The 14,569-nt window shown below is 41.2% G+C and carries 14 protein-coding genes; 12 read left to right on the forward strand and 2 right to left on the reverse strand.

Going from position 1 to position 14,569, the window contains the following annotated elements; genetic code table 11:
* The 12 genes from DW059_RS13145 to gatB form a co-directional block, all read left to right on the forward strand.
* The coding region (locus tag DW059_RS13145; RefSeq protein ID WP_207659166.1) for a restriction endonuclease subunit S at positions 1-651 on the forward strand (651 nt) is incomplete at its 5' end.
* Between the two features lie 12 nt (positions 652-663).
* On the forward strand, positions 664-3,879 hold the full coding sequence (locus DW059_RS13150) for a type I restriction endonuclease subunit R (RefSeq protein ID WP_117699099.1): 3,216 nt from the start codon (positions 664-666) through the stop codon (positions 3,877-3,879).
* A gap of 206 nt (positions 3,880-4,085) precedes the next feature.
* The gene (locus DW059_RS13155) at positions 4,086-4,439 is read left to right on the forward strand and encodes a type II toxin-antitoxin system RelE/ParE family toxin (protein WP_117699100.1); all 354 of its coding nucleotides are present in this window, start codon (positions 4,086-4,088) and stop codon (positions 4,437-4,439) included.
* 5 nt (positions 4,440-4,444) lie between these two features.
* Positions 4,445-4,732, forward strand: coding sequence for a helix-turn-helix domain-containing protein (locus DW059_RS13160; RefSeq protein ID WP_117699101.1), 288 nt, complete (start codon positions 4,445-4,447; stop codon positions 4,730-4,732).
* A 317-nt stretch (positions 4,733-5,049) separates the two neighbouring features.
* Positions 5,050-5,628 carry an ADP-ribosyltransferase gene (locus DW059_RS13165; protein WP_158552126.1) on the forward strand — a complete coding sequence of 193 codons (579 nt, stop codon included), beginning with the start codon at positions 5,050-5,052 and terminating at the stop codon, positions 5,626-5,628.
* Positions 5,629-5,923: 295 nt separating this feature from the next.
* Positions 5,924-6,415, forward strand: coding sequence for a low molecular weight protein-tyrosine-phosphatase (locus tag DW059_RS13170; RefSeq protein ID WP_117699103.1), 492 nt, complete (start codon positions 5,924-5,926; stop codon positions 6,413-6,415).
* Positions 6,416-7,312, forward strand: a complete 897-nt coding sequence (locus tag DW059_RS13175; protein ID WP_117699104.1) for a DUF3658 domain-containing protein — start codon at positions 6,416-6,418, stop codon at positions 7,310-7,312.
* 3 nt (positions 7,313-7,315) lie between these two features.
* Positions 7,316-7,837: a nitroreductase gene (locus DW059_RS13180; protein WP_117699105.1), complete on the forward strand. Its 522-nt coding sequence runs from the start codon at positions 7,316-7,318 to the stop codon at positions 7,835-7,837.
* Between the two features lie 405 nt (positions 7,838-8,242).
* Complete coding sequence (gene aspS, locus DW059_RS13185) at positions 8,243-9,988, forward strand: aspartate--tRNA ligase (protein ID WP_117699106.1); 1,746 nt, start codon at positions 8,243-8,245, stop codon at positions 9,986-9,988.
* A 12-nt stretch (positions 9,989-10,000) separates the two neighbouring features.
* A complete protein-coding gene (gene gatC / locus DW059_RS13190; RefSeq protein WP_022242659.1) occupies positions 10,001-10,297 on the forward strand; it encodes an Asp-tRNA(Asn)/Glu-tRNA(Gln) amidotransferase subunit GatC in 297 nt (98 codons plus the stop codon).
* Between the two features lie 15 nt (positions 10,298-10,312).
* Positions 10,313-11,776, forward strand: coding sequence for an Asp-tRNA(Asn)/Glu-tRNA(Gln) amidotransferase subunit GatA (gene gatA, locus DW059_RS13195; RefSeq protein WP_117699107.1), 1,464 nt, complete (start codon positions 10,313-10,315; stop codon positions 11,774-11,776).
* 14 nt (positions 11,777-11,790) lie between these two features.
* The gene (gene gatB, locus DW059_RS13200; RefSeq protein WP_117699108.1) at positions 11,791-13,221 is read left to right on the forward strand and encodes an Asp-tRNA(Asn)/Glu-tRNA(Gln) amidotransferase subunit GatB; all 1,431 of its coding nucleotides are present in this window, start codon (positions 11,791-11,793) and stop codon (positions 13,219-13,221) included.
* 145 nt (positions 13,222-13,366) lie between these two features.
* Here the strand turns inward: gatB and DW059_RS13205 are convergent, their stop codons facing one another.
* Positions 13,367-14,134 (reverse strand): prolipoprotein diacylglyceryl transferase, encoded by a 768-nt coding sequence (locus DW059_RS13205; RefSeq protein ID WP_117699109.1) that lies wholly within the window; start codon positions 14,132-14,134, stop codon positions 13,367-13,369.
* Positions 14,135-14,166: 32 nt separating this feature from the next.
* Positions 14,167-14,412 (reverse strand): hypothetical protein, encoded by a 246-nt coding sequence (locus DW059_RS13210; RefSeq protein ID WP_117699110.1) that lies wholly within the window; start codon positions 14,410-14,412, stop codon positions 14,167-14,169.
* Positions 14,413-14,569: the final 157 nt, after the last annotated feature.

Raw genomic sequence — 14,569 nt, forward strand, 5'->3', positions numbered from 1 at the left:
CGATGGACAGACAGACAGACAGACAGACAGACAGACAGACAGACAGACAGACAGACAGACAGACAGACAGAGCTGAATGTGATTAAGCTTATTCAGTATGTGTTTGGTTATATAACAACTGAGCTAGGTAAAATAGCTAATATTTCTGTTGGCAGTAAACCAGAAGAAGTTAGTAAAACAAATACCGATTTTGAGTATATAAATGCTGGAACATCAAATTCAGGTTTTACATCATCATGGAATTGTGAAGGGGATACAGTTACAACTCCTTCTAGGGGACAAGGTGGTATAGGATATGTAGGGTATCAAAAAAAGAAATTTTGGCTAGGACCCCTGTGTTACAAAATTCAATCTAAAAGGCAGAATGTATTAACAAAATATTTATACTATTTTCTTTCTAATTCTACAGACAAATTGCTAGTTCTAAAGAAAGAGGGAGGGATTCCTGCAATTAATAGAGCTGATTTAATTAACTTATCGGTTGTTGTGCCATCCATTGAAGAACAAGAGAGAATTGTATCCATTCTCGACCGCTTTGACACCATCTGCAATGACCTGTCCACAGGACTTCCAGCAGAAATCGAAGCCCGTCAGAAGCAATATGAATATTACAGGGATAAACTGTTATCATTTAAAGAATTACCAAAGTAAGGAGGCGAGGATGTGCCATACTTTAATATTGTAGCGGAAACATCAGAGAATACCGTTGTTACAGAATATGAGCCAGTTAAGAAGCGTTCTGACAGTTACCAGAGCGAAGCGGAACTGGAACAGGAGTTCATTCGTTTGCTCTGTGAACAGGGGTATGAATATCTGCCTATTCACACGGAGAAAGACCTGATTGCCAATCTTCGTAAGAAATTGGAGGAACTGAACAACTATCAGTTTTCGGATACAGAGTGGGATGATTTCTTCAAAAATGCCGTTGCCAATCCAAATGAGCATATCGTGGAAAAGACTCGGAAGATACAGGAAGATAATGTCCAAGTCCTGACTCGTGATGACGGTTCTTCCAAGAACATTACACTCATAGATAAAAAGAACATCCATAACAACAGACTGCAGGTCATCAATCAGTATGTGATTGGCACGGAAAATGGTGCAAAGCATGACAACCGCTATGATGTTACAGTTTTGGTAAACGGTCTGCCTCTTGTGCATATTGAACTGAAACGCAGAGGTGTAGCCATTCGTGAGGCGTTCAATCAGATTAACCGTTACCAGAGGGATTCTTTCTGGGCAGGATGCGGACTGTATGAGTACATTCAAATTTTTGTCATTTCCAATGGTACAAATACAAAGTATTATTCTAACAGTACCAGGCGGAATGCGGAAAAGGAGCATGAGAAACGGGGAGCAAGTAAGACCAAGACTAGTAACAGTTTTGAGTTTACCTGCTTCTGGGCAGATGCCAATAACCGCGTAATACCAGATCTGATTGATTTTACAAAGACTTTTTTCGCAAAGCATACGATTTTGAATATTCTTACAAAGTATTGCATTTTTACGTCTGAGGATATGTTGATGGTCATGCGTCCATATCAGATTACGGCTACGGAGCGAATCCTCAACCGCATTGAAATTGCAAATAACTATAAGAAGTACGGCAGTGTCGAGGGTGGTGGTTACATTTGGCATACCACAGGTTCAGGTAAGACGCTGACTTCATTTAAGACAGCAAGACTGGCATCGAAACTGCCTTATATTGATAAGGTGTTGTTTGTGGTTGACCGTAAGGATTTGGACTACCAGACCATGAAAGAATATGATCGTTTTGAAAAAGGAGCAGCCAACAGCAATACTTCAACCACCGTATTAAAACGGCAGTTGGAAGACCCGAATGCGCATATTATCATTACTACAATTCAGAAACTGGCTACGTTTATAAAAAAGAATTCAGAACATGAAGTGTATATGAAGCATATCGTCATCATTTTTGATGAGTGCCATCGCAGTCAGTTTGGAGATATGCACACTGCTATTGTAAAGAATTTTAAGAAATATCATTTGTTTGGATTTACAGGAACACCGATTTTCTCTATCAATTCAGGCAGAGCCAAAAATCCAGAGTTCTTTACTACGGGTCAGACTTTTGGAGACCAGCTTCACAGTTATACGATTGTGGATGCAATAAACGATGAAAATGTTCTCCCATTCCGGGTTGATTATATTAAAACTATGGATGTGGAGGAAGAAATCACAGACGAGATGGTCTGGGACATCAACCGTGAAAAGGTTATGATGGCTCCTGAACGAATTCAAATTGTGACACAGTATATACTGGATCATTTTGACCAGAAGACCTATCGTGGGGATAAAACTTACATATATAATACACTGACTAATATCGCCGAGGTGGCTTCTGCCAAGCGGGATGAGGTAGAGGAGATTAAGCAAAAACAGCGTATCAGCGGTTTTAATTCTATTTTTGCAGTATCGAGTGTTCCGATGGCAAAACTATATTATCAAGAATTTAAAAAGCAGATGGCAGCAGACCCGACCAAGAAATTGCGTGTCGCAACCATTTTCAGTTATGGCGCAAATGAGGAAGAATCGGATGGTATTCTGGATGAAGAAAATTCAGAGGATACCTCTGCACTCGATCAGCCGTCCAGAGAATTTCTGGAAGAAGCCATCAAGGATTATAATGAAATGTTCCATACGAATTATGATACCTCAAGTGATAAATTTCAAAATTACTATAAAGATGTGTCGCTTCGCATGAAGAACAAGGAACTGGATATTTTGATCGTAGTAAACATGTTCCTGACGGGTTTTGATGCTACAACCATGAATACGTTGTGGGTAGACAAGAATCTGAAAATGCACGGGCTGATACAGGCGTTTTCTCGTACCAACCGTATTCTGAATTCCATCAAGACTTTTGGAAATATTGTATGTTTCCGAAATCTGCAAAAACGAGTGGATAGCGCCATTTCCCTGTTCGGAGACAAGAATGCCGGAGGCATTGTACTGTTACAGAGCTTTAAGGATTATTATTACGGATATGAATCTGTGGATGGTAAGCCAATGCCGGGGTATGTGGATATGATGGAAGATTTGAATAATAAGTTTCCGTTGTCAGAGCCACAGATTGTTGGAGAACAGAACCAGAAGGATTTTATTGCTTTGTTTGGTGCAATTCTCCGTATGAGAAATCTGTTGCTTTCCTTTGATGATTTCAAGGGGAAAGAGCTGATTTCTGAACGTGATTTACAGGATTACCTTGGACGCTATCAGGACTTGCGTGATGAGTGGAAACGCAAGCGTCAGGAAAGTGCGGATATTACGGATGATGTAGTATTTGAGATTGAACTGATCCGGCAGATAGAAATTAACATTGATTATATTCTCATGCTTGTAAAGAAGTATCATGATACTCATTGCGAAGATAAGGAAGTCCTGATTACCATTAATAAGGCAATTGATGCCAGTCCGGAACTGCGCAGCAAGAAGCAGCTCATTGAAACCTTTATTGCAGGAATCAATGATGTGGATGATGTCATGAATGAATGGCATGAGTATGTGGTGGAACAGCGAGACCATGACCTTAATGCGATTATCACGGAAGAAAAGCTGAAGCCGGAAGATACACGGAAGTTCATGGAGAATGCGTTCCGTGATGGAGAGATTAAAACAGCCGGAACGGACATAGATAAACTTATGCCACCGATTTCACGCTTTGGTGGTGGTGGCAGAGCCAAGAAGAAACAGGGAGTTATTGACAAGCTGAAGACTTTCTTTGAAAAGTATTTTGGCATCGGTGGTTCGTCTACCTTTACTGAGCCGGAGCATAAACTAGTGACATATGATATGGACAGCAAGGAAACTCTGTCGATGGTAGCAGAACTTAAAACACCATACGGAAAACAGCCGTAAATGAATTGAGCCACATTGGAAGTAATCCTCTGTAGCTCTTTTATGAATGGAGATGTTTTTTAGGTGGAAGTAATTTTTTTTAATTGAAGCTTTGGATTAGAAGTCCAATGACGAAAGAATTGACGCGTGCTAGAATATTGTTGTAAGTAATTCACTTGACAAATATGGGATATAACACATATAATAATGGCGAAAGGAATTTACAAATGCTAAATGTAGATTTTTATCATAAGAGTAATGGCGAATGTTCGGTTCGGGAATATTTGGATTCATTGACGCCTAAACTTAGAACAAAAATGTTGCGTTCAATTATGTTATTGGAAGAGTTTGGAACAGGCTTGAGAATGCCTTATTCGGGAGCAATAGGCGATGGAATATTTGAATTACGTTCTATTGTTGGAAATGATATTACAAGAGTCTTGTATTTTTTTGTTGAAGGGAATACGGCTATATTAACAAATGGATTTACCAAGAAAACGCAGAAGACGCCTGCGGGGAAAATAAAAAAAGCAAATTTGTATAGAACAGACTATTATATGAAAAATAATAGCAAGGAGTGATTTAGATGAGTGATTTTAGAAATTATCTTGATGAACAACTAAAAGATGAGAAATTCAAAAAAGAATGGGAAGATTCTGAGTTTGAGTATAATTTTGTTAGAAGTCTTGTGGCGGCAAGGAAAGAATGCCATATGACACAAAAAGAATTAGCTGAAAAAACAGGTATTAATCAAGCTGACATAAGCAAGATTGAAACTGGAAATGCAAATCCAGCGTTATCTACACTGAAAAGACTTGCTGAGGGCATGGGTATGGTACTTAGGTTGGAATTTATACCGAAAAGTATGCAATAAAAACAAAGAGGGGTGTACTTAATGACATATTCAAATATTAATATGGTTAAGATAGGCTTGCGGTTGAAAAAGTATATTAGTGAGTCTGGTGTGTTAGTAAGAGACATTCAGGCATATTTACACCTTTCTTGCTCACAGCCGATTTACAGGTGGATTAGAGGAAAGATACTTCATCAGTCAATCATTTATTAATGCTGGATAGTACATCAACTATATAAGGTGATTTAACATATGCATTTAGCACAGTTACTTTTTTAAGAAGGGCAAATATATAAATGCTGAAAAGACTTATTATTTCAATGAAAGGAGACCTAGTTATGAAACCTACATTTGTCGACTATGTCAAAGACGCAAGTTTCGGTATCGGGGCTGTTTGGGATAAACTAGCTCTTGACGAGGACACAGCTGTTGACTTCGCTCACGAGCACATCAATGAAGAACCAGAGCAAATGATCGATATATACCATTATTCAATGGAATACTGTCTTGCACATTCAGGAGCATCTGTAAACGAGCGTTATAGGCAAAATAGACAAGACGAAATTGACCTAAAAATTTCCGAAATGGTAGCGCAACATACAACTGATACAGACTTGGTTTTATATCGTGGCGTATGCGATTATGTTTACAACCTTATGAAAGAAAATGCAAAAGATATTCCGGATTGTGATTTATACGAAAAAGGCTTCCTTGCTACAAGCCTTGTAAAAGGTCAAGAACTCAACTGCAAAATCAAATTAAGGATTTATGTGCCTGCGGGAAGTAAATGTGTCTATCAAGGCAATGTAAACAATGAGCAGTACTTCTACGAAGTTGATATAATGCACGGTTCAAAACTCAAGATAGAATCCGTTGATTCTGAATACATAAACTGCAAATTATTAGGAACAGCATAAAAAAAGGTGTAATTTCGTGAAAAATTGGGATATAGATGTCAGGGAAAATAGGTTCGAATATTTTTAACTGATAATAAGAAGCTACATGGCTATTTTCAGCCCCTTTTTTGTTAAATAATTCCCCATCCGTAGTATGCCGCTTTAACTGACTACGATTTGACTACTACACATTGCCTTGAATTGCACTATTTTGCAAAAAGTGTAGTAATTAACAGGAAAAATACGATACTCGGAAAAGTCGATAAACCCTTGCAAAACAGGGCATTCCAGGACAAAACAAGGAGTAAACAAAACTATGATAAAAGTTCTCTTCATTTGTTTAGGCAACATCTGCCGTTCCCCCATGGCGGAATTCATTCTAAAGGACCTCGTCGCCAGACGAGGGCTCACCGACCGATTCGAGATAGCCTCGGCTGCCACCAGTACCGAAGAAATCTGGAATGGCATTGGGAATCCGATTTACCCGCCGGCGCAGACGGAGCTTAAGAAGCATGGAATCGGGAATACGCCGGAGACTGATTTTCGGGACAAGCGGGCGAGACAGTTGACAAAATCCGATTATGAGATTTATGATTACCTCATAGGGATGGACGAAAGCAACATCCGTGGAATCGAGCGGATAACCGGGCATCGTGGCGGCAAAATATTCATGCTGCTTTCCTTTGCCGGAGAGCAGGCAGCAATATCTGACCCATGGTATAGCGGCAGGTTCGATAAGACTTATGCGGATGTAACACGCGGATGCGAAGCATTCTTAGAATATCTCATAGAGCAGGGAGAAGTGTAGATGATAGAAATCTTATTTGGCGAGAGCGAAGGCGGAGCCATGAAGCTTGCGAAGAACTATCGGCAGCCGGATTATGAGGATGGACCAACCGCATGGCTTGGGGAAAAGCCGGACAAAGCCACATTTGAAGCCATGTTTGCAGGAGAAGCGGTTGGCGGAACTTCTGCGGAGGTCATTATACTGCCATTTATGTTGGACATTGGCAGCCTGAAGGAACCGCTGGATAGTACATACCGGAAGCAGATAATCTTAGAACAGTATGGTGTCTATTGGAATGAGGATGAAAAAGAGGAGCGGGAAGAATTAGAGCAGGCAGTGGAAACCTATGGGAAAGAGCTGCAGCGGATGGAGCAGTTCGCAAAGCAGGGAGAATCTTTCCGTATCTGGTACAGCAACAAGCCTTATTCCCTGTGCGGACTCTGCCATGCAGTCAGTGTGCTGCGGAAATATGAATGCGCGATATCCGTGGTACGCCTGCCGGATTATGTAAGAGAAGAGGAAAATGCGACAGTACGTTATTCCTCCTGGGGAGAAGTAGATGCCGGACAGTTTTATCGTTTCCTTCCATTGGAAAAAGAACTTTCAGAGCATGAACAGAAAGTATTTGCAGCCAGATGGGATGAACTTAAGGAAGAAGATGCACCCCTTCGGGTTCTGATAAATGGCTGTCTGGTGGGTGTAAAAGAGGATTTTTATGATTTTCTGATTCGAAGAGAACTGCCGGAGGGCGAAATCATACAGGCAAGACTTATTGGAAATCTGTTGTTAAAATATCCCCTTGGAATCAGTGCCAGTTGGTATATGAACCGCATCAAACATATGATTGAGACCGGAGAAATAAAAGTGGTGAAAGAGGCGGATGAAATTTTTCGCCGGAGCATCAGAAAGGAGCAGTAAGAAATGAACGAGATCATAAAAGCAATGGAGACAAGAAGAAGTATCAGAGGTTATAAGGAAGATATGGTGCCGGAAGAGCTGATTGCAGAAGTAGTGGAAGCCGGAACTTATGCGGCTACCGGAATGGGCAGGCAGTCACCGATTATACTTGCAGTTACCAATAAAGAAGTAAGAGATAGACTTTCCAAGGTAAATGCTGAGATTATGGGAACAACCGGCGATCCGTTTTATGGAGCACCGGTGGTACTGGTGGTGTTAGCAGATAAGAGCCGTCCCACCTATCTTTATGATGGAAGCCTCGTTATGGGCAATCTGATGCTGGCAGCACATTCCTTAGGCCTTGGAAGCTGCTGGATTCACCGAGCAAAAGAAACTTTTGAGCGGGAAGAGGGAAAAGCAATTTTAAAGGAACTTGGCATTGAAGGAGATTACGAAGGCATTGGAAACTGTGTCATCGGCTATGCAAAAGAACCGGCAAAAGACGCCGCTCCGAGAAAAACAGATTATGTCCATTATATAAAATAAATCTGGATAATATAAAGGACCTAGTGAAAAAATAGCATCAGATTTGTAAAAAATACTTGCAAAACAAAAAAAGCAGTGCTATCATAGTCAACAACTAGGAGATATAGTTGCAAAAGCTGGGAAAGAGACTCTTACTTTTAGAGGCCGACAGGAATGCAGCGTCACCGACTGAGAGCGCTGTTTGGAAGAGAAAGCAAAGGGAACACTCTGGAGCCGACTGGCTGAATTACAGTAGGTCAGTACGTAGTGCACGTTACGCACGAAGAGAGGGAAGATGAAGCATTCATTTTCCAATGCGGGTGGTACCGCGGATAAGAAGATTATTCGCCCCGGAATACGAGTCAGTATTCCGGGGTTATTTTTATACTCCGGGCTGACAATCATATCAGAAAAGGAGTAGATAAGATGAGCAACATTTACAGAGACGTAACCTTAAATCAGGTAAGCGAAAACGACATTGGAAAGACACTTCGGGTAGCAGGCTGGGTAGAGAATATCCGTGACCATGGCGGCGTATCCTTTATTGATTTAAGAGATATGTATGCAGTAATGCAGATTGTAATCCGGGATGGAAAACTGTTAGAGGGAATCCGCAAGGAGCAGGCAGTTTCCATAGAAGGTCTGATTGAAAAAAGAGATGAAGAGACCTACAATCCAAAGATTCCGACCGGAACCATTGAATTAGAGGCAAAGAGCGTAGATATTTTAGGAGAGGTTTATACACAGCTTCCATTTGAAGTAATGACCAGTAAGGAAGTCCGTGAGGATGTCCGGTTGAAATACCGTTATCTGGATTTGAGAAACCAGAAAGTAAAAGACAATATTATTTTCCGTTCCAAGGTAATTTCATTCTTAAGAGAGAAAATGACAGAGATGGGATTCTTAGAGATTCAGACTCCGATTCTTTGTGCATCTTCTCCGGAGGGCGCAAGAGATTACATCGTGCCATCCAGAAAATACAAAGGAAAATTTTATGCATTGCCACAGGCACCACAGCAGTACAAACAGCTTCTGATGGTATCCGGATTTGATAAATATTTTCAGGTTGCACCATGCTTCCGTGATGAGGATGCAAGAGCAGACCGTTCACCGGGAGAGTTCTATCAGCTTGACTTTGAAATGAGCTTTGCAACCCAGGAAGATGTATTTAAGATTGGTGAAGAAGTACTTTCTGCAACCTTTGAGAAATTCGCACCGGAAGGCAGCAAAGTAACGAAAGCACCATATCCAATCATCAGTTATAAGCAGGCAATGTTAGAGTTCGGAAGTGACAAACCGGATCTTCGGAACCCACTTCGTATCATCGATGTGACAGAGTTCTTCCAGAGATGTACCTTTAAGCCATTTATCGGAAAGACCGTAAGAGCCATCCGTGTACATGCAGAAATGTCGAAAGGTTTCCATGAGAAACTTTTGAAATTTGCAACCGGAATCGGTATGGGCGGCTTAGGATATCTGGAAGTATTAGAAGATGGAAGCTACAAGGGACCGATTGATAAATTTATCCCGGATGACATGAAAGAAGAATTCAGAAATCTGGCAGGTCTTGAAGTAGGAGATACCATTTTCTTCATGGCAGATAAAGAAGAGCGTGCCGCATATTATGCAGGCATGATTCGAAATGAATTAGGCGAGAAGCTGGATTTAATTGAGAAAGATGCATACCGTTTCTGTTATGTCAATGATTTCCCAATGTTCGAGCGTGACCCGGAGACCAAGAAAATCGGATTTACCCATAACCCATTCTCCATGCCTCAGGGCGGCTTAGAGGCACTCAATACCATGAATCCGCTGGACATCTTAGCATACCAGTACGATATCGTCTGCAACGGCGTGGAACTTTCCTCCGGTGCAGTCCGTAACCATGATATGCAGATTATGGAGAAAGCCTTTGAAATCGCAGGTTATGATAAAGAAGTGCTGAAAAATAAATTCGGAGCATTATACAATGCATTTCAGTTTGGAGCACCGCCACACGCAGGAATGGCTCCTGGCATTGACCGTATGATTATGTTACTGCGTAACGAGGATAACATCCGTGAAGTCATTGCTTATCCGATGAACGGAAATGCACAGGATTTAATGTGCGGAGCACCAAACGAAGTAACCGAGCAGCAGTTAAGAGAAGTTCATATCAAAGTACGTGATTAAGGAGGAAAAACAATGGCAAATGTGATTTCAGATGAAACCATGGAATACGTTGGAATCCTTGCAAAGCTTGAACTTTCCGAAGAGGAAAAAGCAGCAGCAAAAAAAGACATGGAAAGCATGTTGGATTATATTGATAAATTAAACGAACTGGATACATCCGGTGTAGAACCGATGTCCCATGTATTTCCGGTGCATAATGTATTCCGGGAAGATGTAGTAACCAATGGTGACGGCGGCGAGGATACCCTTGCCAACGCGCCGGAGCGCAGAGACCGGGCATTTGTTGTACCAAAGACCGTAGATCAGTAAAGGAGGCGGCAGAAGATGAATTTATTATCACTGACAGCAGTAGAGCTTGGAAAGAAAATCAAAGCCCATGAAGTATCAGTAGAAGAAGCTACAAGAGCCGCCTTAGATGCCATAGCAGCAAAAGAGGATGCGGTACACAGTTTTGTTACCGTAGATGAAGAAGGCGCTATGAAGCGGGCGGCAGAAGTGCAGAAGCTTATTGACGATGGAACATTAACAGGACCTCTGGCAGGAGTGCCAGTAGCAATTAAAGATAATATGTGTACCAAAGGAATGCTGACTACCTGCAGTTCTAAAATTTTATATAACTTTATTCCGACTTATACCGCAGAAGCAGTATTAAATCTGGAAAAAGCCGGAGCAGTAATTCTTGGAAAGACCAACATGGATGAGTTTGCCATGGGAAGTACCACAGAGACCTCTGCTTTTGGAGAGACCAAAAATCCATGGAATACCGAGCATGTACCGGGCGGTTCATCCGGTGGAAGCTGTGCGGCAGTAGCAGCAGAAGAATGCTTTTATGCATTGGGTTCAGACACTGGTGGTTCTATCCGTCAGCCAAGTGCATTCTGTGGTGTGACCGGCATCAAACCAACATATGGAACCGTATCACGTTATGGACTGATTGCCTATGGTTCTTCTTTAGACCAGATTGGACCGGTAGCAAAAGATGTAACAGACTGTGCTGCTATTTTAGAAGCAATTACTTCTTATGATGAGAAAGATTCCACTTCTATTAAGCGGGAAGAAACCGATTTTACCAGTGCATTAGTCGATGATGTGAAAGGAATGAAAATCGGTATTCCAAGAGATTATTTTGGAGAAGGACTGGATGCAGAAGTAAAGGATGCTATTTTAGCAGCCGCTAAGAAATTAGAAGAAAAAGGTGCTATCGTAGAAGAATTTGATTTAAGTCTGGTAGAGTATGCAATTCCTGCATATTATGTTATTGCAGATGCAGAAGCAAGCTCCAACCTTGCACGTTTTGATGGAGTAAAATATGGCTATCGTACCAAAGAATATGAAGGACTTCATAATATGTATAAGAAATCCCGTTCCGAAGGATTTGGAGCAGAAGTAAAACGTCGTATCATGTTAGGCTCCTTTGTTTTAAGCTCCGGTTATTATGATGCATATTATCTGAAAGCGCTGCGTACGAAAGCGTTGATTAAGCAGGCATTTGATAAAGCATTTGCAAAATATGATGTTATCTTAGGACCAGCAGCACCGACCACCGCTCCGAAGCTAGGAGAGTCCTTAAGCGACCCGCTGAAAATGTATTTAGGCGATATCTATACTGTATCGGTGAACCTGGCAGGACTTCCGGGAATTAGTCTTCCTTGCGGAATTGACAGCAAAGGTCTTCCGATTGGCATGCAGTTGATTGGAGACTGCTTCAAGGAGAAGAATATCATCCGTGCCGCATATGCCTTTGAACAGACAAGACCATATCAGCACAGCCCGTTAGCAGCAGAATAGGAGGAAAGAAGATTATGAGTAAACAGTATGAAACCGTCATCGGACTGGAAGTCCATGTGGAACTGGCAACCAGGACCAAAATCTTCTGTGGCTGTTCTACTGCATTCGGAAGTGCACCAAATACACACACCTGTCCGGTCTGTACCGGTATGCCGGGCTCTCTTCCGGTTTTAAATAAACAGGTGGTAGAATATGCCATGGCAGTAGGTGTTGCCATGAATTGTGAAATCAACCAGTATTGTAAATTTGACCGTAAGAATTATTTTTATCCGGATAACCCTCAGAATTATCAGATTTCCCAGCTTTATCTTCCAATCTGCCATGATGGTGGAATTGAGATTGAAACAGCAGATGGAAAGAAAACCATTGGAATCCATGAGATTCATATGGAAGAGGATGCCGGAAAATTAGTACATGATGACTGGGAAGATGTTTCCCTGGTGGACTATAACCGTTCCGGTGTGCCACTGATTGAGATTGTATCTGAGCCGGATATGCGTTCTGCAGAGGAAGTCATTGCTTATCTTGATAAATTAAGAATGATTGTGCAGTATCTTGGTGCATCCGACTGTAAGATGCAGGAAGGCTCCATGCGTGCAGATGTCAACTTATCTGTCCGTGAAGCAGGAGCAAAAGAATTTGGTACCCGTACCGAGATGAAAAATATCGGTTCCTTTAAAGCAATTGCAAGAGCCATTGAAGCAGAGACAGCAAGACAGATTGATTTGATTGAGTCTGGCGAAAAGGTGGTTCAGGAGACCAGACGATGGAATGATGACCAGGGATATTCCTATGCCATGCGTTCCAAAGAGGATGCACAGGATTACCGTTATTTTCCGGAACCGGATTTGGTTCCAATCGTCATCAGTGATGAATGGTTACAACGCATAAAAGACAGCCAGCCGGAATTAAGAGAAGCAAAACGTCAGCGTTATCAGGATGAATTCGGCCTTCCGGAATATGATGCTAATATTTTGACTTCTGCAAAGAAGATGGCAGATGTATTTGAAGCAACCACAGCAATCTGTAATAAGCCAAAGAAAGTATCCAACTGGCTGATGGGCGAAACCATGCGTATCTTAAAGGAGCAGAACAAAGACCCGGAGGATATTGCATTTTCACCGGAGAATCTGGCAAAATTAATCGAACTTACCGATGCCGGAACCATCAATGGCAATGTAGCAAAAGAAGTTTTTGAAGAGATTTTTGCTAAGGATATTAATCCGGATAAATATGTGGAAGAGAATGGACTTAAGACCGTAAATGACGAAGGTGCATTACGGGATACTATTGCAAAAGTCATTGAAGAAAATCCTCAGTCGGTAGAAGATTACCGCAATGGGAAAGAAAAGGCAATCGGTTTCTTGGTAGGTCAGACCATGAAAGCCATGAAGGGCAAAGCAAATCCTGGAATGGTAAATAAGATATTGAAAGAACTGTTATAAAGAAGTGTTATAAATAACAGGGAATGCATGCAAGCTTTTCCTTATATGTATAAAAAATCCTGCAGTATGAAGGTATCAGAAATACCTGTCATGTTGCAGGATTTTTATGTTTTTACTGTAGTCTGTCAATAAAGAGAAGCCAAACTTATGCCTTTTTTCTGGAAACAGAAGTTCTGATAAGATAGCATATGGTTCCAACTACAAATCCAATGCTGATCCACTGGGAGGTGGATAAGGCAAAGAGATGACCGCGGACGGCATCATAGCGGACATATTCTAACAGAAACCGCAGAATACCATAGACAATAAAATATATGGCAATCGTGTGCGGATAAGATTTCTTTAAATCCAGTATTGCAAGTACGACAGCAAGAATCAGAAGACAGATTGCTTCCACCAGCTGAACTGGAAACAGCGTAGTATCAGATGGCGCAATGGAATGCTCCGGGAACTGTACTGCAAAAGGTCCATCATATGGAATTCCATAACAGCAGCCGGCAAGAAAACATCCGATACGTCCGAAACCGTGAATCCATGGAATCAGATAAATCAGGTGAATGATAAAAGGCTTCCAGTCAATATGATGTATTTTTCCGGCCAGCAGAAAAAGAAGCAGTCCTCCAATCAGTCCGCCATAAAATACAAAGCCACTCTGCATAATGTAATTAAAATACTGGGGTTCTAACATACGGGACCAGTCAATGTCCCGGTAAGAAATGAATAGATACAAAAGCTTGGCGCCTAAGAAGGCGCCAAGTAATGTGTAAGCTTCTAATATAAGCATATCATCGAAGTTAAGCTTATATTTTCTGAGCGGATACAGGGCAAAAAGATTTGCCGTAATCACTCCAAGTGTGATCATAAATCCATAAGATGGGATATGAAATCCCAGAATATTCAGATAAAGTGCCATCTTTTTCCATGTATCCTTTCAAAAAACAAATATTAGAATGCGCTTGCAACAGATGCAACACATGCAACACATGCGATGTAAAGCAGTAAGCCTAATACTAATCCGATGATAGAACATACAAGTCCGCCGGTAGCACATTTAGCCTGATTCTTATGTCCAACAGCGCCTAAGATAGTACCGATAAGACCTAAGATTGCTCCGATCCAGCCATAAACACCTACTGTAACTACGTCAACAACGATGGAAATAATTCCTAAAACTAATGCTGCGACACCCATTTTCATGTCCTCCTTGGTTTATAAAAATCTAATAAATTACATTGAAAGTTTAGCATTTAATAGGGAGACTGTCAAATATTGGTTGCAAATTTTGAAAAATAGTAAAAATATCAGGTTCTGTCATATATGAAGATTTTATAAAATTATGGCTGCGAAG

Origin of the sequence: Roseburia sp. AF42-8, from assembly GCF_003435965.1 — a bacterium.
Taxonomy (GTDB): domain Bacteria; phylum Bacillota; class Clostridia; order Lachnospirales; family Lachnospiraceae; genus Roseburia_C; species Roseburia_C amylophila.

Coding starts and splice junctions, on each gene's coding strand:
- DW059_RS13170 (WP_117699103.1), top strand. CDS start 5,924: ATGATAAAAGTTCTCTTCATTTGTTTAGGCAACATCTGCCGTTCCCCC.
- DW059_RS13210 (WP_117699110.1), bottom strand. CDS start 14,412: ATGGGTGTCGCAGCATTAGTTTTAGGAATTATTTCCATCGTTGTTGAC.
- gatC (WP_022242659.1), top strand. CDS start 10,001: ATGGCAAATGTGATTTCAGATGAAACCATGGAATACGTTGGAATCCTT.
- DW059_RS13180 (WP_117699105.1), top strand. CDS start 7,316: ATGAACGAGATCATAAAAGCAATGGAGACAAGAAGAAGTATCAGAGGT.
- aspS (WP_117699106.1), top strand. CDS start 8,243: ATGAGCAACATTTACAGAGACGTAACCTTAAATCAGGTAAGCGAAAAC.
- DW059_RS13165 (WP_158552126.1), top strand. CDS start 5,050: ATGAAACCTACATTTGTCGACTATGTCAAAGACGCAAGTTTCGGTATC.
- DW059_RS13175 (WP_117699104.1), top strand. CDS start 6,416: ATGATAGAAATCTTATTTGGCGAGAGCGAAGGCGGAGCCATGAAGCTT.
- DW059_RS13160 (WP_117699101.1), top strand. CDS start 4,445: ATGAGTGATTTTAGAAATTATCTTGATGAACAACTAAAAGATGAGAAA.
- DW059_RS13155 (WP_117699100.1), top strand. CDS start 4,086: ATGCTAAATGTAGATTTTTATCATAAGAGTAATGGCGAATGTTCGGTT.
- DW059_RS13205 (WP_117699109.1), bottom strand. CDS start 14,134: ATGGCACTTTATCTGAATATTCTGGGATTTCATATCCCATCTTATGGA.
- gatB (WP_117699108.1), top strand. CDS start 11,791: ATGAGTAAACAGTATGAAACCGTCATCGGACTGGAAGTCCATGTGGAA.
- gatA (WP_117699107.1), top strand. CDS start 10,313: ATGAATTTATTATCACTGACAGCAGTAGAGCTTGGAAAGAAAATCAAA.